The sequence below is a fragment of the Streptomyces sp. NPDC034103 genome (genome assembly GCF_055575395.1).
The window spans coordinates 98,322-118,185 of record NZ_JBVISS010000018.1 but is presented as its reverse complement, the minus strand read 5'-3'; the positions used below and the strand labels follow the sequence as shown (position 1 = coordinate 118,185).

Below are 19,864 nucleotides of genomic sequence, written 5' to 3'. Positions count from 1 at the left end.
CGTTCGCGGGTCAGTTGGCCCACGGCGGGGTGATGACCGTGCCGTCGGCCAGGGTCGCCTGGAGGCCGACGGACGTGGTCACCCAGGAGACGGCGGTGCGGTCCGTCGGGTTCTCGACGCTCAGGGTCGCACCGCGGTTGATGATCACGGTGTCGCCGGCCGTGATGCGGTGGACCTCCTCGTCCAGGGTGATCAGCAGTTCCCCGTCGAGGAGATGGAAGATCTCCTCACGGTTCACCGTGTGGGCGGGGGCCTTGGTGCCCGCCGGGATCTCGCCGCGCCAGGCGCACAGCTCCTTGCTGCCGCTGAGCGGGGTGGCGTACGAGACGAAGCGGGCGCCGTGGATCTCGTGGGTGACGGCTGCCGAGGAGTGGATGACGGGCATGGGCGGCCTCCGTGGCGATAAGTGGTCAAGCTGCTTGACTATATGACTCTATGGTCAAGCAGCTTGACCAATTCGTCAAGGGTGTTTCAATGCATCCGTGCAAAACTCCGAAGCCCTGGCCCTGTCCGCCGCCCTGCTCGCCGCCGCGGGCGACCTGACCCAGCGCATCAACGACGGCGTCGTCGCCCGCGGGTTCTCCGGGGTGCGCCCCATGCACGGCTTCGCGTTCGCCCGGCTCGCCCCGGACGGGGCCACGGTCACCGAGCTCGCCGCCCATCTCGGGGTGACCAAACAGGCCGCCAGTCAGCTCGTCGACGAACTCGTGCGCAAGGGATACGTCGAGCGGCGGTCGCATCCCGTCGACGCGCGGGCCCGGCTCGTGGTGCTGACCGAGCAGGGGTGGGCGTGCACCCGGGCCGCGGAGGAGGCGGCCGCGGAGGCGGTTCGGGTGTGGGTCGACGTCATCGGCGAGGGTGAAGTGCGGGCGCTGCGCGAGCGGTTGACGCGCATTGCCCCCTATGGCCCGCTCAGGCCCTCCTGGTGACGGTTCGTCAGCCGATGTGCTCGCGTCCCGCTCGTGCGCGGTTAGCACTGGAAGTTTTTACTGCCGCGTAACTTCACAGTCGCACTACTCGTTCGTAACTTGACGAATGAACAGCATCCTCGTGATCCGGATCACAGGGCGTAAGGCCGTCGCACCTCCCCTGAGCCGCAAGGAGATCACCCGATGCTGCCCTGGAAACGACTGCTCAGACCCCTGGCCGCGCTCCTGCTGACCGCCACGGTCGCCGTCCTGCCCGCCGCCACCGCCCACGCCGCCGACGCCGCCGAAGTCCAGCGCAGCGGCTGGAACGACTTCTCCTGCAAGCCGTCCGCCGCCCACCCCCACCCCGTCGTCCTCGTCCACGGCACCTTCGCCAACTCCATCGACAACTGGCTGGGCCTCGCGCCCTACCTGAAGAACCGCGGTTACTGCGTCTACTCCTTCGACTACGGCCAACTGCCCGGCGTTCCCGTCTTCCACGGCCTCGGGCCCATCGACAGGTCGGCCGAGCAGCTGTCCGCCTTCGTCGACAAGGTGCTCGGCGCCACCGGCGCCGCCGAGACCGACCTCGTCGGCCACTCGCAGGGCGGCATGATGCCCCGCTACTACCTCAGGTTCCTCGGCGGAGCCGCGAAGGTGAACGCCCTGGTCGGCATCGCGCCCAGCAACCACGGCACCTCCTTGAACGGCCTCACCCGGCTGCTGGCCTACTTCCCGGGCGCCGGCGACCTGCTCTCCCAGAACACCCCGGCCCTCGCCGACCAGGTCGCCGGCTCCGCCTTCCTGACCAAGCTCAACGAGGGCGGCGACACCGTCCCCGGCGTGCGGTACACCGTCCTCGCCACCCGGTACGACGAGGTCGTCACGCCGTACCGGAGCCAGTTCCTCAGCGGACCCGGCGTCCGCAACGTGGTGATCCAGGACCTGTGCCCGCTCGACCTCTCCGAGCACGCGGCGATCGGGCTGTTCGACCTGATCGCCTTCCACGAGGTGACCAACGCGCTCGACCCCGCGCACGCCACCCCGACCACCTGCGCGTCGGTCCTGGGCTGACACCCGGGTGGGGGCTGCCCGGCCTGAGCCGCCGAACAGCCCCCGCCCCCCGCGGCGGACCTACCGGCCGTGCCGGCCGCCGCTCACCGCGCGCCGCCGCACCGACCCGAACAGCAGCGCCGCACCGAGCGCGAGGACGGCGGCGCCGCCCATGGCGAGGTAGGCGGAGCTGCTGTCGCCGCCGGTCTCGGCGAGGTCCTGCGGGGCACCGGACGCCCGCACGTCGTGCGCCGGAGCGGCGGCGGTCGTCCCCGCCCCGGGCGCGGCCGACTCGGTGGCGGCGGACTGCGAGGCGGCCGGTTCCGCCGACGTACCGGCGTCCTGGTCGCCGTGGCCGTGGTGCTCGACCGTCGACTCGTCCTGACCCTCCTCGATCTGCTCCTCGGAGGGCGCCGACGCGCTCGGCGCCGGGGACGAGCCGCCCGGAGCGGCGCCGTCGCCGCCGAAGGTGACGTCGGAGCAGGAGTAGAACGCCTCCGGGCTGTCCGAGCGCTGCCAGATCCCGTACAGCAGCTGCGTGCCGGTGCGCTGGGGGAGCGTGCCGGAGAACGTGTAGTAGCCGCCCGTCGCGGTCGGGTCGGTGGCCGTCGCCACCGGGTGGTCCAGGTCCAGGTCGTCCCAGCCGAGCGGCCGTGCCGGGTCGTAGCCCGCCTTGGTGATGTACACCGTGAAGGTGCCCTTGTGCGGCGCGGTCACGCGGTACTTGAAGGTGTACGAGCCGCTGCTCACGCTCGTCGTCGGCCAGTCCGCGCGGGCCAGGTCCAGGCCCTTGAACTCGTCGTTGTTCGCGCTGCACAGCCTGCCGTCCGGGATCAGCGCCTGGTGCCGACCGTTCGCGTCACCGATGCGGACGCCGTTCCAGTCGTACAGCGCCTGCGTGCCGCCGGCCGCGACCGCCGCCTCGCACGCGTCGGACGTCGGGCTCTCGGCACCCTCCGCGTAGCACTGGGCGACCCGGCTGACCGGGTCACCCATCGTGCCGTGCGCCGACGCAGGAGCGGCGGCCAGCGCGGTCAGGGCGAGCGGGGCCAGGCCGAGGGTGGCGACGGCGGCGACCTTGCGGCGTGCAGGCATGCGGAGACTCCTCGCAGACGTTCTTGGGGATCCCGTGGGGGCGATCAGCAAGCTAGCCCCAAGGAACCCCGGAATCGCCTGCTGGGAGCGGCCGGGGGAGATCCTTATGGTCCCTTTAAGGGAGTGTTCGGACTGCGATCAGGTAGCTACCGTCGCGGGTATGAACGACGAGGAGATCCGGCCGGCCGACGCCGCCGACGTGGCGGCCGTGAAGACCGTGACCGACGCGGCGTACCACCCCTACATCGCGCGCATCGGCGTGGTGCCGCAGCCCATGGAGGCGGACCACACGGCGAACGTGGCCGCGGGGCGGGTGTTCGTCACGGGGGACCCCGTGCACGGACTGGTGGTGGTCGAGGAGCACCCCGACCACCTGTTCCTGGACAGCATCGCCGTCCATCCCGACGCCCACGGCAAGGGCGTGGGGGGACGGCTGCTGCGGTTCGTGGACGCACGCGCGCGCGAGCTGGGGCTGACCGAGGTCAGGCTCTACACGAACGCCATGATGTGGGAGAACCAGAAGCTCTATCCGCGGTTCGGCTACGAGGTCCTGGAACGGCGAGTGGACGGGCCCTATGACCGCGTCCACTACCGCAAGCGACTCGTCTGAGGGGACGGCCCGCGCCGTCAGCCGTCCGGCCACCAGGTGCGTGCGATGTCCTTCCGCACCTCCTGGCGCCCGGAGGGGCGCTCTTCGGCCTCCTCGCGGATCCGGCGGGAGTCCGACTTCTTCAGGGGCTTCTGCACGGTTGCGCGGCGCATGGCTGCCTCCTTCAGTGCCTACCGAGTTCCGCGTTCTCACGGAGGTAGACGCTTTTGGGGAGAGTTCCTCATCGGAGCGGATCTGTCAGTGGTGACCGTCACGATTTCGACTGGCTTTCGAGCGAGGCTCCGGCGGCGTCTGATTGTCAGTGCCGGATGCCACGCTGTGGACCATGGTGAAACACAGGGAAACTGATGCCCACGTGGACATGGATTGGAACGCGGCGGCCGGATCTTTCGACGACGAACCGGATCACGGCCTGCGCGACCCCGAGGTGCGCGCCGCCTGGGCCGAGCGGCTGCGCTCCTGGCTGCCCGGCCGGCCAGGCGACATCCTCGACCTCGGCTGCGGCACCGGCAGCCTGTCGCTCCTCGCGTCCGAACAGGGACACCACGTCACCGGCGTGGACAGCTCCCCCGCCATGGTGGACCTCGCCCGCGCCAAGCTCGCCGGCCGTGACGCGGCGTTCCTCGTCGGTGACGCGGCGGCACCCCCGGTGGGGGAGCAGCGCTTCGACGTCGTCCTCGTACGGCACGTGCTGTGGGCGCTGCCCGACCCCGACCGGGCCCTGCGGCACTGGCGCGAGCTGCTCAGACCCGGCGGCCGGCTGGTGCTGGTCGAGGGCGTCTGGGGTGCGGTGAGCCCGGTCGGCATACCGGCGGACCGCCTCACCGCCCTCCTGGAGCCGCTCGCCGGGCACCTGCGCGTGGAGCCGCTGTCCGGCGAACCGGCGCTGTGGGGGAGGGTGGTGGACGACGAGCGGTACGCGGTGGTGGCGACGGTCTAGTGCCGCGGGGCACTAGGTCAGCAGCGACTCCAGGCCGCCCTCGACGGAGGCGAGCGCCTCCAGTTCGTCGAGCGCGGTGACGGCGGCCGCCGCCGCCTCGGGGTCCCGCTGTGCCAGACCGCTCGCGGCGAACTCGTCCTCGTCCAGGCGCAGTACGTCGGTGCCGTCCGCGGAGCGCCACAGGTCCAGGTCGAGATCCTCCACGACGAGTTCGGCGCCGGAGCGGACGGCGGGGCGCGTGACGTCGCAGTACCAGCCCTTGAGGGTGCCGTCGGCGGCGCGGACCTCCTTCACCGCGTACCAGTGGTCCCGCCAGTAGTGCTCCGTGAAGACGTCCCCGGGCTCGAAGCGGACGAAGCCGAAGTCGCGCACGCCGTCGCCCGCCCAGGCGGCGCGCACCGTGACGTGGTTGCCGTCGTCGCCGACCAGCTCGGCCGGGTAACGGATCTTGGTGCGGCCCGCCTTGACCAGGACCACGTCCAACTGCTCCCGCGTCTCAGCCGAGTTCGCGGACATACCGAACCTCCGTGGCGCAGATCTCGTAGCCGAACCACTTGTTGATCGCGATCATCGGGCCGTTCCCGGTGTCGTTGCCGGTGAACGCCTCCGTGAACCCGGCGGCGCGGGCGCGGTGCAGGGAGTCGTTCTTGGCGAGCTTGGCCAGGCCCCTGCCGCGGTGGGCGCGGGCTGTACCGGTCATGGCGGTGCCGTAGCGCTTGCCGCCGTCGGTCCGCGCCAGGCTGAAGGCGGCGGGGCGCCCGTCGACGACGGCCACCGTGGTCAGCTCAGGGCTCATCAGCGGCTGCTGCCAGGTCTCCCGCAGCCATGCCTCGTAGTCCGTGAACTCCTGGCCGACGTCGCTCGGTTCGTCCGCCATCGTCTCCGCGTCCAGCTCGAACACCGGGCGCGGATCGTCCGCGAAGTCGGCGCCGGTGCGCAGCTCGACACCGGGCGGCGTGGCCTGGAGCGGGGGCAGCGCGCCGCTCGTGAGGTCGAGGCGGAGGAAGTGCGCGGAGCGGCTGGCCCGGTACCCGTGGCGCTCGGCGAAGGCGCGGTGGTCCGGCTCGTCCAGGACCCAGGCGTACAGCTTCCTCGCGCCGCGGGCCGCCAGATACTCCTCCGCGGTGCGCGCCAGCAGGGTGCCGGCGCCGTGCCGGGTCCGTTCCGGGTGGACGTACAGGTTGACATACCCCTGGCCGGGCTCCGGGCTGTCGTACACCAGGCCGACCTGGGCCGTGCCGATCACCTCGCCGTCCTCCTCGGCGAGCAGCGGGCGGTAGTGGGCGTCCGGGTGCGAGCGCGCGATGTCGTAGGCGACGGAGTCCGGGGTGTACAGCATGAACGGCAGGGCGCGGTCCATGACGCGGACGAAGCTCTCCAGGTCGGCTCGTACATCGGGGCGCAGGTCGCGCACGATCACAGTCATGTGGCCGGACGTTACGGGTCGGCCGCGCCCGGCTGCCTCTCATTTTCCGGTGGGCCGAGCGCGGCGGGTCCGGGCCGGGCACAGCGCGTACGGGTCGAGCACCCTCGGGGTGCGGGACAATCGTGCCCGTGACCTTGAAGATCCACATCGACGACAGCGCGCCGTCGTACGAGCAGGTACGGGCGCAGATCTCCGAGCAGGCGCGGACGGGGGTGCTGCCGGTCGGGTACCGGTTGCCGACCGTGCGCGGGCTGGCCGAGTCGCTGGGCCTCGCGCCGAACACGGTGGCCAAGGCCTACCGGGCGCTGGAGAGCGACGGGGTGATCGAGACGCGGGGGCGCAACGGCACGGTCGTCGCCGCCGCGGGGGCCGCCGCGGAGCGGGAGCTGGCGTCGGCGGCGCAGGCCTACGTGGAGCGGGCCCGGCGGCTGGGCGTGGACGAGGACGCGGCGCTGGCCGCCGTGAGCGACGCGGTGCGGGCGGTGTACGGGGCGGGGTGAGGGTGCGGGGCGGGGCGGGGCACACCAGCGGGTGGGCGCCGGGGGTTCAGCCGAGGAGCCGCTCGAAGACCGCGGCGTCCCGCACCGCCGCCCCGTTCTGGTCGTTGTTGAAGTACGCGTACACGTCCTCGCCCTCGCTCCAGGTGTCCGTCACCCGCCCGGCCCATGTCTGGAGCGACCGCCTGCCGTACCGCGGCCACTCCCGCGCGCGGCCCTCGTGGAAGCGGACGTATCCCCAGTCCGCGGTGCGCCACAGCGGGGTCATGGCGCGGGCGCGGCGGTCCGCCCAGCACAGGGCAGCGCCGCGGGCCTCCAGGACCTCGCGCACCCGGGGTGTCCACCACGACTCGTGCCGCGGCTCGACCGCGACGCACACCCCGGAGGGAAAGCAGGCCAGGCAGGCGTCCAGCAACCCGGGGTCGGCCCGCAGCGTAGGCGGGAGCTGGAGCAGCACCGGGCCCAGGCGGTCACCCAGGCCCGCCGCGTGCCGCATCAGCCGGGCGACCGGCTCCTCGGGCTCCTTGAGCCGCTTGATGTGGGTCAGATAGCGGCTCGCCTTGACCGCGACCACGAAGTCCGCGGGCACCCGGTCCCGCCAGGCCTCGAAGTTCTCCCGCGACGGCAGCCGGTAGAACGCGTTGTTGATCTCGACCGTCGGGAAGCGCGCCGCGTACTCCTCCAGCCAGAGCCGCATCGGGCAGCCGTCCGGATAGAGCACGCCCCGCCAGTCCTTGTACTGCCAGCCGGAGGTGCCGACGAACCAGGTCATACGTCCATCAAAGCATCGGACACGGATGACCGGCTCATCCGTCCCTCAACGCGTCGATCGCGGAAAACCGAGTCAGTCGGCCCTCGATGCGTCGGTCACAGAACCGGGGCATGCGTCCCTCGACGCGTCGGTCACGGAACCGGGGCATCCGTCCCTCGACGCGTCGGTCACAGATAGAGGCCCGCCTCCACCCCGTCGCGCGGCTCCGGCAGGGCCGTCGGAGAGGTGCCCCGGCGCAGCGCGTACAGCTCCGCCAGGGTGGCGCCGTCGCGGCCCACGCCCTCCTCCGTGCCCAGCCAGTCCACGGCCTCCCGGCGGGTCAGCCGGCCCACCTCGATACGGGCCAGACAGCGGCCGGGACGCACGACCGCGGGGTGCAGGCGCTCCAGGTCCTCGTTGGTCGTCACGCCGACCAGGACGTTGCGGCCCTGGCCGAGCAGACCGTCGGTCAGGTTCAGCAGCCGCGACAGCGCCTGTCCCGCCGTGTGCTTGGCCTCGCCGCGGATCAGCTCGTCGCAGTCCTCCAAAAGCAGCAGCCGCCAGCGGCCCTTGCCCGTGGAGTCGTCCTCCCCGATGGCGATGTCCATCAGATAGCCGACGTCGGAGAAGAGCCGCTCGGGGTCCAGGACGCAGTCCACCTGGCACCAGTCCCGCCAGGACCGGGCCAGCGTGCGCAGCGCCGAGGTCTTGCCGGTGCCCGGCGGGCCGTGCAGGAGCAGCAGCCGGCCCGCGATGTTCTCGGGCACCGTGTTCATCAGGCCGCTCATCGCCTCGGCCACCGGCGCGGTGTAGTTCTCGCGCACCTCGTCCCAGATGCCGGCGGCGATCTGCCGGGTGGTGCGGTGCGGGCCGCGACGCGGGGAGTAGTACCAGAACCCCATGGTCACGTTCTCCGGCTGCGGTTCGGGTTCGTCCGAGGCGCCCTCGGTGGCCTGGTCGAGGACCTTCCGCGCCAGCTCGGCGCTGGTCGCCGTGACCGTGACGTCCGCGCCGCGGTTCCAGCGGGAGACCAGCAGGGTCCAGCCGTCGCCCTCGGCGAGGGTGGCGCTGCGGTCGTCGTCGCGGGCGATGCGCAGGATGCGGGCGTCGTCCGGGAGCAGCGTCGCGCCGGACCGTACGCGGTCGATGTTCGCCGCGTGCGAGTACGGCTGCTCGCCCGTCGCGAAGCGGCCGAGGAACAGCGCGTCGACGACGTCGGACGGCGAGTCGCTGTCGTCGACGTTGAGCCGGATCGGCAGAGCGTCGTGTGGGTTCGCAGACATGCCGCCATGATCCGGCACGGGCGCGTCCCATGCATCCGGTTTCCGCAGTGCGCCCGGTGTGCCGGATGAGCCCGTTTGCGGAGCCTGTGTCCGGTGAGGAAGCTGTCTGTCCCGAACCTCTGCCGCACGGGTCGATCCCCCGATTACTGTTGCCCTCGATGGGACGTCATGGGTGGGTCTCGGGGGCACGGCGGTGGCGGCTCACCGCACTGCTCGGCGTGGGTGCGGCGGCTCTGGCGCTGGTCGTGACCCTCCTCAACACGCTTCCGGGGAACGGCGCGAGCACCGACGGCACCTCACGCGACGGCGACAAGGTGCACGGCACCCCCACCAGCACACCGGACGCACGGAACCCCGAGGTCGGCTGGGGCTTCACCCACACCCAGTTCAGCGCCGACGAGGGCAGCGCGGCCGCCGTCGAGCGCGTCGGGAGACGGCTGGTGGACATCGGCGGGCTGCCGCAGAACCAGCACCTCATGGGCTGGGGCGCCGACAACCCCGAGCCGGTGAAGGGGCGTTACGCCTTCGAGGACCTGGACCGCAGGATCGACTTCGTCCGCGCCTCCGGCTCCACTCCCGTCGTCACCCTGTGCTGCGCCCCGGACTGGATGAAGGGCGGCGAGCCCGGCGTCGGCAACACCGACTGGAGCCAGACCGCGCTGGAGACCGCGCCGGAGCCCGCGCACTTCGAGGACTTCGCCGCGCTCGCCGCGACGGTGGCCAAACGCTACCCGGACGTACGGCACTTCATCGTCTGGAACGAGTTCAAGGGCTTCTGGAACGACGCCGAGGCCCGCTGGGACCACGAGGGCTACACCCGGCTCTACAACCTCGTCTACCGGGCGTTGAAGAAGGTCAACCCCGAGATCATGGTCGGCGGGCCGTATCTCGTGATGGACAGTGTCGACCCCCGCTCGCCGGACGCCTCCGCCGGCTTCAAGGGCCCCTGGGGCGCCATGGACCAGCGGGTCCTCGACGCCTTCGCCTACTGGAACACGCACAAGGCCGGCGCCGACTTCGTGGTCGTCGACGGCTCCAGCTACACCAACGACGACGAACTCCTGCCCGACGAGTTCGCGGCGACCGACAAGTTCACCGCGGTCAGCCGGTGGGTGCGCGAGCAGACCGGCGACCTGCCCCTGTGGTGGGCGGAGTACTACGTCGAACCCTCCGACAGCAGGGACGAGCGCGAGGGCTGGTCCGAGAGCCGCCGGGTCGCCGTGCAGGCCGCCGGGATGATCGCGCTGGCCAAGGGCGGCACCACCTCCGCCTTCTACTGGAACCCGGAGAACGAGAAGGGCACCGACTGCGCGGGCTGCCTGTGGACGCCGACCAGCGGCAGCGACGGCGGGCAGAAGCTGCCGATGTTCGATCTGGTGAGCCGGTTCAGCACGGCCTTCGCGCCGGGCACCGGCCACAGGACGGTGTCCGTCGCCGCTGACGACCTGCCCCATCTGCGCGTCCTCGCCACCGACGACAGGGTCCTGGTGGTCAACACCCTCGACCGGAGAATCAGCACCGAGGTGGACGGCCGGAAGGTCGCCCTGCAGGCCTACGAGGTCAAGTGGCTCACCCGGTAGGACGGGTGAGCCACCCGGCCCCTACTTCATCGTCAGGAACCGCTGCACCAGCGAGGCCAGCAGCACCGCGAGCAGCGGCAGCGAGAACCAGAAGCTGCTCTGCAACCACTGCAGTTGCCGCACGCTCGGCCGGACCGCGACCCGGACCACCTCGCGTGCCGTGAGCAGCACGACCAGGGCGAGGGCCGCGAGACCGCCGACCACCGACCAGGGCGTCCAGGTCACCTGCGGCCCGATCGGACCCGGATCCGCCGTCGGCGCCCTGCCCGCGGGCTGCTCGGCCAGCGCGTACATGGTGACGTCCGGGTTGACGAAGACCTTCCTCAACTCCGCCCGCTTGTCCAGGTTCCGGATCAGCCGCGGCTCCCAGCTCGCGGAGTAGCCGACGTCCAGCTCCAGATAGGTCACCTGGCTGCGGTTGATCATCAGATACGAGTTCGGCCCCGCGTCCCTGAGCGCCTTGACCAGGCTCGACACCAGGACCGGGTCGGCCGGCGCCGCAGTCGGCAGATACTCGACCTTCTCCATGTCCCGCGCGCCCCACGGCATGGCCGGTGTCACGTTGTCGACCGTGTCGTTGCTGAGCCACAGCAACCGGACCGTCGGGTCGTCGTGGGCGTACACGTACTCCATGGCGGCGACCTCGCCGGGCCGGATCCGCTCGAACGGCTCGTTGCCCCAACGGGCGATCAGGAAACCGCCCATGAGGAGCAGCCCCGCCATGAGCGCGGCCAGCGGGGCCAGGCTCACCCGGTCCTTGTCGCGTTCCTTCGCGGTGATCCCGGTGCGCGGGAACAGCGCGAGGCCCATCAGCAGGGCCGCGCCGGGCAGGGCGAACATGAAGACGCGCAGCGCCATCTCACCGCCGTAGGACTGCATGCCGAAGCCCAGGAACGGTACGAAGGTCAGGGCGAGCAGGGAGCGCTCCTGGTAGTGGTGGTCGCGGCGGCGCCACCAGCCCCAGCAGGCGAACGCCATCACACCGCCGGCGAGCAGCACGCGCGTGTAGAGGACGAGCTTGTGGGTCGAACTGCCGCCCTCGATCCGGCCGCCCACCGAGGACTGCACGTTGCCGCCGACGCCGCCGACGCCGCCGAAGAGTTCGTCGAAGTGCCCCGACCAGTACGGCTCGGCCATGAAGCCGACCCAGACGGCCACCATCACGGCGAACAGGATGGGCAGGCCGCGCAGTTCGGACTTGCCGATCAGCACGAGGGCGGTGAGCAGGCCGAGCATCACGAACGGCGTGAGCTGGTGGGCCGGGACGCTCGCCCCGAACAGCCCTATGACGACCATCAGCAGGACCGCGCGCTGCCGCCGGTTCGTCGGCTCGACCTCCGCCTCGCCGGGCCGCCTCTTCGTCCAGATCACACGCGGGGCGCGGAAGTAGACCAGCAGGAGCGCCGCGAACACCAGATAGAGGAGGTAGGTGAAGCCCTGCGGGGAGAAGTAGTCCTGGCCGACCCATCCGGACAGCACGAAGACCCACAGGCCCGTCCACTTGGCCCGCCAGCTCGCCCGCATCGAGCGGACCAGCAGGAACATCGGCGCCAGATAGAGGAGTTGGATGGCCAGCGGCCACCAGCGGATCACCTCGGTGAAGTCGTCGACCCCACCGGCCTGCGCGACGAACGCGGCCACCGCGAAGAAGCCCGGCCAGCTCCAGCGGGCGTCCAGGTCGGGCACGGCCGACCCGGTCCGGTCGATGAAGTCGAGGAAGCCCAGATGCTGCCAGGCGGTCGCGAACCGGGGCTCGGTCTCGATCACCGCGGGCAGCGCGTGCAGCGACACCACCGTCGCCAGCAGGGTGACGAGCAGCAGCGCCTTGTGCTCACGGCCCAGCCAGAGCAGCGAGGCGAAGGCCACGGCCAGCAGCCCGGCACCGACCAGGGTGGGCAGCGGCAGCACGGAGACCAGCCCGAGCCCGCCCATCTCGTCCAGGTCGGCCTCGCCGAGGCCCAGCACGGGCACCCAGTACAGCAGCAGCGCGGCGGTCAGCAGACAGCCGAGCACGACCCCGGCCCGGCCGGGCCGAAGCCGCTCCCGCCGCGACGCGGGCGGCGGCTCCACGGCCACCGGTACCTCTTCCGGCACGGGCGGCTCCTCCCGCGCGACCGGACGGGCGGGCTCGAACGGCGCGTCCACCTCGGCTCCCGCCGCGAGCCCGGCCGAGGTCTGCACCGGGCCCAGCGACGCCTCCGAGCCCGGTTCGCGCTCCTCGACCGGCAGTCCCACCTCGGGCGGCTTCGCCCAGGTCGGCCGGTGCGGCGGCGCCGCGTGCGGCCGGGGGCGCGCCACCACCGGTGTGCCGGTGGGCGGGGTGCCCGGGCCGGGCCGGACGTCCGGCCGGCGTTCCAGGTGGTCGAAGTCGACGTGGATGCCGAGGCCGAGGGTGTCCTGGTCGAGCGCCCAGGCGGGCCCGCGCCCGCGGACGCCCAGTGGGACGGTCACCTCGCGCGCCCCGAGGTCGGCGAGGTCCCCGTCGGGCGCCGCGTCCTCCGGGACGGCCGACGAGCCCTTGAGGATCCGGTACAGCCTGGGGGCGGCGAGCGCCACGATCACCGCGAGCGCGCAGATCTCCGCGACACCGGCGCCGATCAGCCCCATCCGGGGCAGCAGCACCAGCGTCAGCCCGAGCACCAGCGCGCACAACAGGCCCTGCAACCAGGCCAGTCCGGCGGTGCGGCTCTGCGCGCGCAGCACCGCGAAGTACGTCTCCATCACGACCCGCAGCACCGCGCCGACCGCGAACCAGCGCAGCAGCCCGGTCGCCGCGTCGGCGTAGCCCGCGCCGAACACGCCGAGGATCCAGGGCGCGCCGAAGAACAGCACGGCGCACACCGGCAGCATGATCCGCGCCATGCGCTTCAGCGCCGCCCGGGTGTTGGCGGCGAGCCGGCCCGGGTCGTGGGAGCCCTCCACCGTGAGGGAGGCGCCCATGTTGATGGCGAGCAGGTTGACCGTGCCGCCGATCGTCGTCGTGATGTAGAAGTACGCGTTGTCCTCGGAGCTGACCCGGGCGGCCACGATCACCGGGACCAGGTAGACCACGGCGAGCGAGAACAGGGAGCCGGTGTAGTCGCCCGCGAGGAAGCGCCCGATCTCCCGCAGCGACGGCGGCCGCGCGTGGCCCTCGGTCGCCTTCACATGCCGGGCCACCAGCCGCCGGAACACCAGCCAGCCCAGCGGCAGCACCGACACCGCGATGGCCGCGACCCACGACACGAAGACGCCCATGGTGGGGATCGCGGTGGCGAAGGCGACCAGCAGCACCAGCTTCACCGCGGAGAACACCGTGTTGCCGACCGGCACCCACAGCGCGCTGCGCAGCCCGGTCAGCACCCCGTCCTGGAGGGTCAGCACCGACCAGGCGACCACCGCGAGCACGAAGAACAGGGCGTGCGCGGGATCGTCGAGGAAGCCGTACGACGGCCCCCACAGCCCCAGCGTGAGCAGGAAGACACCCGCGGCCAGCGCCACGATCACCGAACTGCCCGCGTAGGTACGGAAGATCAGCCGCCCGGTGGCGCGGCCCGCGACCGGGATGAAGCGGGCCAGGGCGCCGGTCAGGGTCACCGCGGTCAGGCCCGCGAGGAGTTTCATCGCGGCGATCGCGGCGGAGCCCTGGCCGACCGCGGACTCGGAGTAGTAGCGGGCCGCGGCCAGCCAGAAACCCAGGCCGAGCACGGCGGAGATCCCCGTGTTCAGCATCAGGGCGTAGGCGTTGCGGAACAGCTGGCTGCCACCCGCCGACCGGCCGAGGCCGGGCAGCCGGAGACGGCGCCCCGACCGCTCGGGCGCCTCGGCGGCGGGCTCGGTGGCCTCGGGGGTGGTCGTCGTGTCAGACACGGGAACGGATGGCCTTCCGGCGGACCTGTCGTGCTCTGCGGACCATGGCGTACCCCTTGGTGAACGCGCGGTCCCGGGCGAAGTTGCGGGCGATGGCCCGGCCTTCGATCAGCCGACGGAACTCCTCGGCGTCCGTGGCGCGGCGCACGGTGACCCGCCGCAGCGCGTACGGCCCCTGACGGCGGCGGGCGAGTCCGTTGCCGACGGCGAGGGCCTGGTCGTACCCCGTCTGGCGGACCTTCTCCCGTACCCGGCGGCTGGAGTAGCCGTAGGGGTAGGCGAACGAGGCGGGGACGGTGCCGAGTTGGTCCGACACGATCTCCTTGCAGAGGATCAGCTCACGGCGCAGGCGGTCGTCGTCGAGCTGGTCGAGCTGCGGGTGGGTGTGGCTGTGCCCGCCGATCTCGACGCCGTGCGCGGCGAGTTCGCGCACCTGCGGCCAGTCCAGCATGGTGTCCAGGGCGTGGCCGTTGTCGTGCGGGCCGCGCAGCCAGGCCGTGGAGACGAACAGGGTGGCGGTGAAGCCGTGCCGGGCGAGCGCGGGCAGGGCGTGCCGGTGCACCCCCTCGTAGCCGTCGTCGAAGGTGATCAGTACCGGACGCTCGGGCAGCGGCTTGCCCGAGCGCCAACTCGCCGCCAACTGGGCCGTGGTGAGCGGGGTGTGCCCCGACTCGCCGATGATCTCCATCTGCCGGGCGAACGCCTCCGGGGTCACCGACAGCTCGCGGGTCGCCTCGCCGGGGTCGGTGGCGATCGCGTGGTACATGAGGATCGGCACGGGTGCGTCAGCCATCCGAGCCCTCCTCGATCCGCGCCACCTGGAACGTGGCCCCGCCCCCGCGTGCCCTGACGCTTCCCACCACGTACCCACCGGCGGCCGTCAGCACCCCCGCGACGATCGCGCCGGCCCGCCCCGCGCCGCCCGGCCGGGCCAGCGCGGCGTCCCGCAGCCCGCGGGCGACTCCGGCGGGCAGCACCCGGGTGGCGTACCGGCGCTCCGACTCAAGTCCCTTCTGTGCGCCGACACTTCGCGCCACGAGTGCCTTCGACAGCCCCTCGGCGTAGGCGCGGGTGCGGAAGTACCCGAAGTGCTCGCGCGCCTCGGGCACCCGGTGGTGGATCACCGCGCGGTCGTCGATCAGCAGGACGGCGTCGGGCCGGGCGCGGGTGAGCCGGATGCACAGCTCCGTCTCCTCGCAGCCCAGCGGCCGCTTGTCGCCGTCCCGTCCGATGCCGGTGGCGAACCCGCCGGCCGCGTCGAAGGCGGTACGCCGGAAGGAGGCGTTGCCGCCGAGGACGTTGCGGACGCGGACCAGGCCCGGCGGCAGGCCCTTGTAGGTGCAGCCCACCACCCAGTCGAACTCCTCGGGGAACCAGGCCGGCCGCCGCCCGGAGGCCCAGATCGGCTCCGTACGGCCGCCGACGGCCATCACCCGCGGATCGGCGTAGCCCGCGGCGAAGTGGCGCAGCCAGTCCCGTTCGGCGACGGCGTCGTCGTCGAGGAAGGCGATCACCTCGCCGCGCGCGGCGGCGATCCCGGTGTTGCGGCCCGCGGACAGCCCGCGGGGGCCCGCGTTGGCGAGCACCCGCACGGACCGGACCTCCTTGTACTCCTTGGCCAGCCGGTCCAGGAGGGTCGGGTGGTGATCGACGACCAGCAGCGTCTCCCGCGCCGGGTACGACTGCGCGGCGACCGAGGCGAACGCCGCGAGGATGTCCTCCCAGCGGTCCTCGGTGTAGACGCAGATCACGACGGAGATGTCGGGACCGCTCAAGACACCTCTCCCCGGACCGAGTCGAGCATCGGGGAGTGATGGGCCTGGCGGCGCAGCTCACGCCGGTTGGAGCGTTCGCCGAGGATCACCTTGAGCACCCGGAACCCGTCCCGTACGGCGCGCAGATTGCTGGCCCCGTGGATGCGGAGGTACTCGTAGCTGGGTATCTCCTGCACTCTCAGGCCCGCCTTGACCACCCTGATGTTGATCAGGGTCTCGATCTCGAAGCCCGTGCAGTCGAGGTCGATCTTGTCGAGGCAGTGCCGCCAGAACGCGTTGTACCCGTAGCAGAGATCCGTGTAGCGGGCGCCGAACTTGCGGTTGACGATGGTGCACAGCGCCCAGTTGCCGAGCTTGCGGATGAAGGTCATGTCGTCCGTGCCGCCGCCGTTGGCGAACCGGGACCCCTTGGCGAAGTCGGCGCCCGAGAGCAGGGCGGAGACATAGCTGAGGATCTCGTTGCCGTCGGCCGAGCCGTCCGCGTCGACCATCACGATGATGTCGCCGGTACACGCCTCGAACCCGGTGATCAGCGCGTCGCCCTTGCCCTTCCCGCGCTGCTTGACGACCTTGACCTCCGGCCACAGCCCGCGGGCCACTTCGACGGTGTCGTCCGTGGAGTTGCCGTCCACCAGGACGACTTCGTGGATCCAGTCGGGCAGGGTCTTGAAGACGTACGGAAGATTCTCCGCCTCGTTCATGGCGGGAATCACGACACTCACCGGAGGCGCGATCGCCAGGTGGGTGGAGACAGGCCGGTACTTCGCGGCCGTGGACAGGTGCTGGCCCGGGGTCGCCGAGCGCAGAACAGAGCTCATGAGTCTGGTTCCCTCTCGTCCGGCTGGACCGCCCGCCCCTGGGCGGCCCGGCTGTTGTCCGGTTCGAAAGGGGGGTTGTTTGCACCTACGGCATGCCGAAACGGATCTCCGAACACGCCCGGTGAGCTGGCAAAGCCGGCCGACGGCCCCGACAGGGCCGCCGGTCGCGCGGCACGACTCGGTCACCAGTGCGGTCACCGAGCACGGCACCCCCCTACCGCGCCCCGCTCCGGCCCGTCGCGGTCCTGAGCCCTCCCCTGGTACCGCTGTGACGTTCCGTTGCGGGTGTGATGTATGACGGTATTGACGATTGAACCCCTATGGCAAGACCTGGAACCAGGCCTCACGTTTTTGTTGGTTTGACCGTTACGGAACCTATGTGTTCCGCGATCGGATGCTCCCCATCCGCTTCAGGATCCGGTCCGCCGGCTCGAAGAGCTCCGGCCGCGACTGGACCGTGTTGCGCAGCGCCCGGACCGGGGCGCGGCGCGCCCTGTGCCCGAGTGCGACCGGGTGACGCCGGGTCACCCACCCCTCCGACACGACGATCTCCCGTGTCTTGAGGGAGTCCTTGTACTCCTTCTGGCCCCGCCCGAGATCGAGATGGGCGATGCCGTCGGCGGCGGCCGCCTCGGCCATCCGCAAGTGCAGCACCAGCCCCGGCGAATACTTCGAGAACGCCGGGTCGTACGCCGGGAACCAGCAGGCCAGCACCCGCTCGCTGCGCAGTCCGAAGTGCGCCGCGATCGGCTTGCCGCCCGCGTACAGCACCGACAGGACCCCCGCGAACGGCTCGGAACGGGTGTGGAAGAGCCGCTCCACGAGTCCCGTGATCCAGGCGTGGGCGAAGCGGTCGCTGCGCCCGGTCCTGCGGTACTGCGCGGACTTCCAGCCCATCAGGGTGCGCAGTGCGGCGGGGTCGCGCTCGTCGTGGACGTAACGCACCTCGCCGGCGTCCCGGCCGAGCCTGCGCTCCTTGGCGAGCGTGGTCCTGGTGAACTTCGGTGCCCTGGCGCGCAGATGGGCCAGATAGGCGTCGTAGCCCTGGTCGACGTCCATGACCGGGGACGGGAAGCTGCCGGTGGTACCGGCCGCGAACGGCTGGCTGCCCTCCACCAGATGGTCGAACTCCCAGACGGCGAGCCCGCAGGCACGCAGCAACTCCTGCGCGTCGAAGGTGAACCCGGGCCGGTGCACCAGGCCCTGGGCGTCCGAGACGCCGAGTCCGACGGCCCGGCCGACCCCGGTGGCGCTGCGCTGGAACGGGAAGAACGCGGCGGGCTCCCCGCCCTCGCGCGCCACCGCGATCCGCACGCCCCGGCGGTGGTACCCCACGGCGAGCGCGAACTCGGGGGACAGGAACGGGTTCGCCAGCTCGGGCGATCCCTGGAGGTGGGCCTTGGACTGCAACGACGTCCACGCCGCCCGGTCGGCCGCGCTCAGCTCGCCGGGACGGTACACGCTGATGTCCACGTCAGGCAGTCCGTCCCGTCGTCGTACGGCCGCCTCGGCGCCGTACCCGGACCAGCAGGAGAAGGAGGGCGCTGATCGCGGTCACCGCCACGATCCCGCCCCGCCACGACCAGTGGTGGGTGGCCAGCATGCCCTGCGCGACCAGCATGTTCACGACGACCGAGCCCGCCAGCGCGGTGATCACCCGGGTGAGCGGGGCCAGACCGCGCAAGGCGGCGCCGATGGCCACGGCCGGCGCCGCGAGCAGGAAGAACAGCGTGAACGGGCCCCGCAGCGGTGAGTCCGAGCCGACCAGCGCGAGGACCGCGCCGCATCCGCCGACGGCCGTGGCGGCGCCCGCGAGCAGCGGCGACAGGTCCCTGTGCGGTCCGGTCCGCGCGCGGTCGGCGCCGTCCTTTGATGATGTCCTGATACGTATGGTCTGCATTGGCGACTTTGCCCCCCGAAGCGCCGGATGCGAGGCTTCAATGTCGCGCAGGGCGACCGGGGCCGTCAAGGGCGTGAGGGATCCCGCGGCTCGCGCCGGTCCGCGCCTGGACAGCTGTGCCCCGCAAGCGCTCGGCGCCTGCGGGGCACGGTCGGCCGGGAGTTACTGCACGAGCTTCAGGAGGCGGTTCGGCGAACCGCTGCCGGGGCTGGTGACCGCGTTGGTGGTGGCACCGGCGATCAGGGCGGAGGCGACCTGGGCCGGGCTCGACGAGGTGTGGCCGGCCAGGTAGACGGCGGCCGCGCCCGCGACGTGCGGGGTGGCCATCGAGGTGCCGGAGATGGTGTTCGTCGCGGTGTCGCTGGTGTACCAGCCCGCCGTGATCGAGGAGCCCGGCGCGAAGATGTCCAGGACCGAGCCGTAGTTCGAGTAACTGGCCCGGGCGTCGGTGCTGGTGGTGGCGCCGACGGTGATGGCCTCGGTGACCCGGGCCGGGGAGGACGAGGAGGCGTTGGCGTTGCTGTTGCCCGCGGCCACCGCGTAGGTCACGCCGCTGGCGATGGAGTTGCGGACCGCCGTGTCCAGGCTGGTGGACGCGCCGCCGCCGAGCGAGAGATTGGCGACCGAGGGGCCGGAGTGGTTCTTGGTCACCCAGTCGATGCCCGCGATGACGCCCGCGGTGGTGCCGGAGCCGGCGTTGTCGAGCACCCGGACCGCCACGATCTTCGCCTTCTTGGCGACGCCGTAGGTGGTTCCCGCGATCGTGGTGGCCACATGGGTGCCGTGGCCGTTGCCGTCGGAGGCGGTGGTGTCGCCGTCGACCGCGTCGTAGCCGTACGAGGCACGGCCGCTGATCTGCGCGTGGGTGATGCGTACACCGGTGTCGATGACGTAGGCCGTCACGCCGGCGCCCGCGGTGTCCGGGTAGGTGTAGGTGCCCGAGAGCGGCAGCGCGGCCTGGTCGATGCGGTCCAGGCCCCAGGGGGCGCTGGTCTGGGTGGCGTCCACGTGGACGCGCTGGTCCTGCTCGACGGAGGCCACCGCGGGGTCGGCCGCGAGTCTCTTCGCCTCGGCCGCGGAGAGGGTGGCCGAGTAGCCGTTGAGCGCGGCGCCGAAGGTCTTCCTGACCGTGCCGCCGTACTCCCTGACCAGGCTCTTTCCGGCGGTCGAGGTCGACTTGAAGCCGGTCGGGCCCTTCTTCAGGGTCACGATGTAGCTGTCCTTGACCGCCGTGGGGGAGCCGGCGGCAAGGACGGTGCCCTCGGCCGGGGCGGCCTCGGCGGGAAGGGTGGTGAGCCCGCCGACGAGGGTGGCGGTCGCCAGGCTGGTTATCGCGGCGAACCGGAACTTACGCAGTGGTGCCATGCGAGGGAGTCCTC

General features: G+C 71.8%; 20 protein-coding genes. 6 read left to right on the top strand and 14 right to left on the bottom strand.

What is annotated here, in order from left to right:
• Positions 1-10: 10 nt before the first annotated feature.
• Positions 11-385, bottom strand: a complete 375-nt coding sequence (locus ACZ56U_RS34150) for a cupin domain-containing protein (protein WP_469087798.1) — start codon at positions 383-385, stop codon at positions 11-13.
• 97 nt (positions 386-482) lie between these two features.
• Here ACZ56U_RS34150 and ACZ56U_RS34145 point away from each other — a divergent pair, with 97 nt between their 5' ends.
• Both ACZ56U_RS34145 and ACZ56U_RS34140 read left to right on the top strand, forming a co-directional pair.
• Positions 483-929: a MarR family winged helix-turn-helix transcriptional regulator gene (locus tag ACZ56U_RS34145; RefSeq protein WP_469087797.1), complete on the top strand. Its 447-nt coding sequence runs from the start codon at positions 483-485 to the stop codon at positions 927-929.
• Positions 930-1,112: 183 nt separating this feature from the next.
• Positions 1,113-1,982 carry an esterase/lipase family protein gene (locus ACZ56U_RS34140; RefSeq protein ID WP_469087796.1) on the top strand — a complete coding sequence of 290 codons (870 nt, stop codon included), beginning with the start codon at positions 1,113-1,115 and terminating at the stop codon, positions 1,980-1,982.
• A gap of 60 nt (positions 1,983-2,042) precedes the next feature.
• On the opposite strand, the gene ACZ56U_RS34135 is transcribed toward ACZ56U_RS34140, so the two are convergent.
• The gene (locus ACZ56U_RS34135; RefSeq protein ID WP_469087795.1) at positions 2,043-3,056 is read right to left on the bottom strand and encodes a lytic polysaccharide monooxygenase auxiliary activity family 9 protein; all 1,014 of its coding nucleotides are present in this window, start codon (positions 3,054-3,056) and stop codon (positions 2,043-2,045) included.
• A gap of 160 nt (positions 3,057-3,216) precedes the next feature.
• Here ACZ56U_RS34135 and ACZ56U_RS34130 point away from each other — a divergent pair, with 160 nt between their 5' ends.
• Positions 3,217-3,666, top strand: a complete 450-nt coding sequence (locus ACZ56U_RS34130; protein WP_469087794.1) for a GNAT family N-acetyltransferase — start codon at positions 3,217-3,219, stop codon at positions 3,664-3,666.
• A gap of 17 nt (positions 3,667-3,683) precedes the next feature.
• Here ACZ56U_RS34130 and ACZ56U_RS34125 read toward each other — a convergent pair whose 3' ends face one another.
• Positions 3,684-3,818 carry a hypothetical protein gene (locus tag ACZ56U_RS34125; RefSeq protein ID WP_391240498.1) on the bottom strand — a complete coding sequence of 45 codons (135 nt, stop codon included), beginning with the start codon at positions 3,816-3,818 and terminating at the stop codon, positions 3,684-3,686.
• A 209-nt stretch (positions 3,819-4,027) separates the two neighbouring features.
• Between ACZ56U_RS34125 and ACZ56U_RS34120 the strand changes: the two genes are divergently transcribed.
• The gene (locus tag ACZ56U_RS34120) at positions 4,028-4,606 is read left to right on the top strand and encodes a class I SAM-dependent methyltransferase (protein ID WP_469087860.1); all 579 of its coding nucleotides are present in this window, start codon (positions 4,028-4,030) and stop codon (positions 4,604-4,606) included.
• A 12-nt stretch (positions 4,607-4,618) separates the two neighbouring features.
• Here the strand turns inward: ACZ56U_RS34120 and ACZ56U_RS34115 are convergent, their stop codons facing one another.
• Complete coding sequence (locus tag ACZ56U_RS34115) at positions 4,619-5,122, bottom strand: ribonuclease FAU-1 family protein (protein ID WP_469087793.1); 504 nt, start codon at positions 5,120-5,122, stop codon at positions 4,619-4,621.
• Positions 5,103-6,032 (bottom strand): GNAT family N-acetyltransferase, encoded by a 930-nt coding sequence (locus tag ACZ56U_RS34110; RefSeq protein WP_469087792.1) that lies wholly within the window; start codon positions 6,030-6,032, stop codon positions 5,103-5,105. Before ACZ56U_RS34110 ends, ACZ56U_RS34115 begins: the two co-directional genes overlap by 20 nt.
• A gap of 128 nt (positions 6,033-6,160) precedes the next feature.
• Here ACZ56U_RS34110 and ACZ56U_RS34105 point away from each other — a divergent pair, with 128 nt between their 5' ends.
• Positions 6,161-6,532, top strand: a complete 372-nt coding sequence (locus tag ACZ56U_RS34105; protein ID WP_398837513.1) for a GntR family transcriptional regulator — start codon at positions 6,161-6,163, stop codon at positions 6,530-6,532.
• Positions 6,533-6,578: 46 nt separating this feature from the next.
• On the opposite strand, the gene ACZ56U_RS34100 is transcribed toward ACZ56U_RS34105, so the two are convergent.
• Together ACZ56U_RS34100 and ACZ56U_RS34095 are read right to left on the bottom strand one after the other, a co-directional pair.
• The gene (locus ACZ56U_RS34100) at positions 6,579-7,301 is read right to left on the bottom strand and encodes a DUF72 domain-containing protein (protein ID WP_469087791.1); all 723 of its coding nucleotides are present in this window, start codon (positions 7,299-7,301) and stop codon (positions 6,579-6,581) included.
• Between the two features lie 167 nt (positions 7,302-7,468).
• Positions 7,469-8,563, bottom strand: coding sequence for a DUF5925 domain-containing protein (locus ACZ56U_RS34095; RefSeq protein ID WP_469087790.1), 1,095 nt, complete (start codon positions 8,561-8,563; stop codon positions 7,469-7,471).
• Positions 8,564-8,721: 158 nt separating this feature from the next.
• Here ACZ56U_RS34095 and ACZ56U_RS34090 point away from each other — a divergent pair, with 158 nt between their 5' ends.
• Positions 8,722-10,143, top strand: a complete 1,422-nt coding sequence (locus tag ACZ56U_RS34090) for a GH39 family glycosyl hydrolase (protein ID WP_469087789.1) — start codon at positions 8,722-8,724, stop codon at positions 10,141-10,143.
• Positions 10,144-10,164: 21 nt separating this feature from the next.
• Here ACZ56U_RS34090 and ACZ56U_RS34085 read toward each other — a convergent pair whose 3' ends face one another.
• The 7 genes from ACZ56U_RS34085 to ACZ56U_RS34055 all read right to left on the bottom strand — a co-directional run bounded on the left by ACZ56U_RS34085 (position 10,165) and on the right by ACZ56U_RS34055 (position 19,850).
• Positions 10,165-13,992: a lipopolysaccharide biosynthesis protein gene (locus ACZ56U_RS34085; RefSeq protein WP_469087788.1), complete on the bottom strand. Its 3,828-nt coding sequence runs from the start codon at positions 13,990-13,992 to the stop codon at positions 10,165-10,167.
• Positions 13,985-14,785, bottom strand: coding sequence for a polysaccharide deacetylase family protein (locus ACZ56U_RS34080; protein WP_469087787.1), 801 nt, complete (start codon positions 14,783-14,785; stop codon positions 13,985-13,987). The genes ACZ56U_RS34085 and ACZ56U_RS34080 overlap by 8 nt, the downstream gene beginning before the upstream one ends.
• Positions 14,778-15,767 carry a glycosyltransferase family 2 protein gene (locus ACZ56U_RS34075; RefSeq protein WP_469087786.1) on the bottom strand — a complete coding sequence of 330 codons (990 nt, stop codon included), beginning with the start codon at positions 15,765-15,767 and terminating at the stop codon, positions 14,778-14,780. The genes ACZ56U_RS34080 and ACZ56U_RS34075 overlap by 8 nt, the downstream gene beginning before the upstream one ends.
• Positions 15,764-16,585: a glycosyltransferase family 2 protein gene (locus ACZ56U_RS34070; protein WP_469087785.1), complete on the bottom strand. Its 822-nt coding sequence runs from the start codon at positions 16,583-16,585 to the stop codon at positions 15,764-15,766. The genes ACZ56U_RS34075 and ACZ56U_RS34070 overlap by 4 nt, the downstream gene beginning before the upstream one ends.
• 375 nt (positions 16,586-16,960) lie before the next feature.
• Entirely contained in the window at positions 16,961-18,058 is a 1,098-nt protein-coding gene (locus ACZ56U_RS34065; protein WP_469087784.1) for a GNAT family N-acetyltransferase, read from the bottom strand.
• 1 nt (position 18,059) lies between these two features.
• Positions 18,060-18,485 (bottom strand): hypothetical protein, encoded by a 426-nt coding sequence (locus ACZ56U_RS34060; protein WP_469087783.1) that lies wholly within the window; start codon positions 18,483-18,485, stop codon positions 18,060-18,062.
• A gap of 162 nt (positions 18,486-18,647) precedes the next feature.
• Positions 18,648-19,850 (bottom strand): S8 family peptidase, encoded by a 1,203-nt coding sequence (locus ACZ56U_RS34055; protein ID WP_469087782.1) that lies wholly within the window; start codon positions 19,848-19,850, stop codon positions 18,648-18,650.
• Positions 19,851-19,864: the final 14 nt, after the last annotated feature.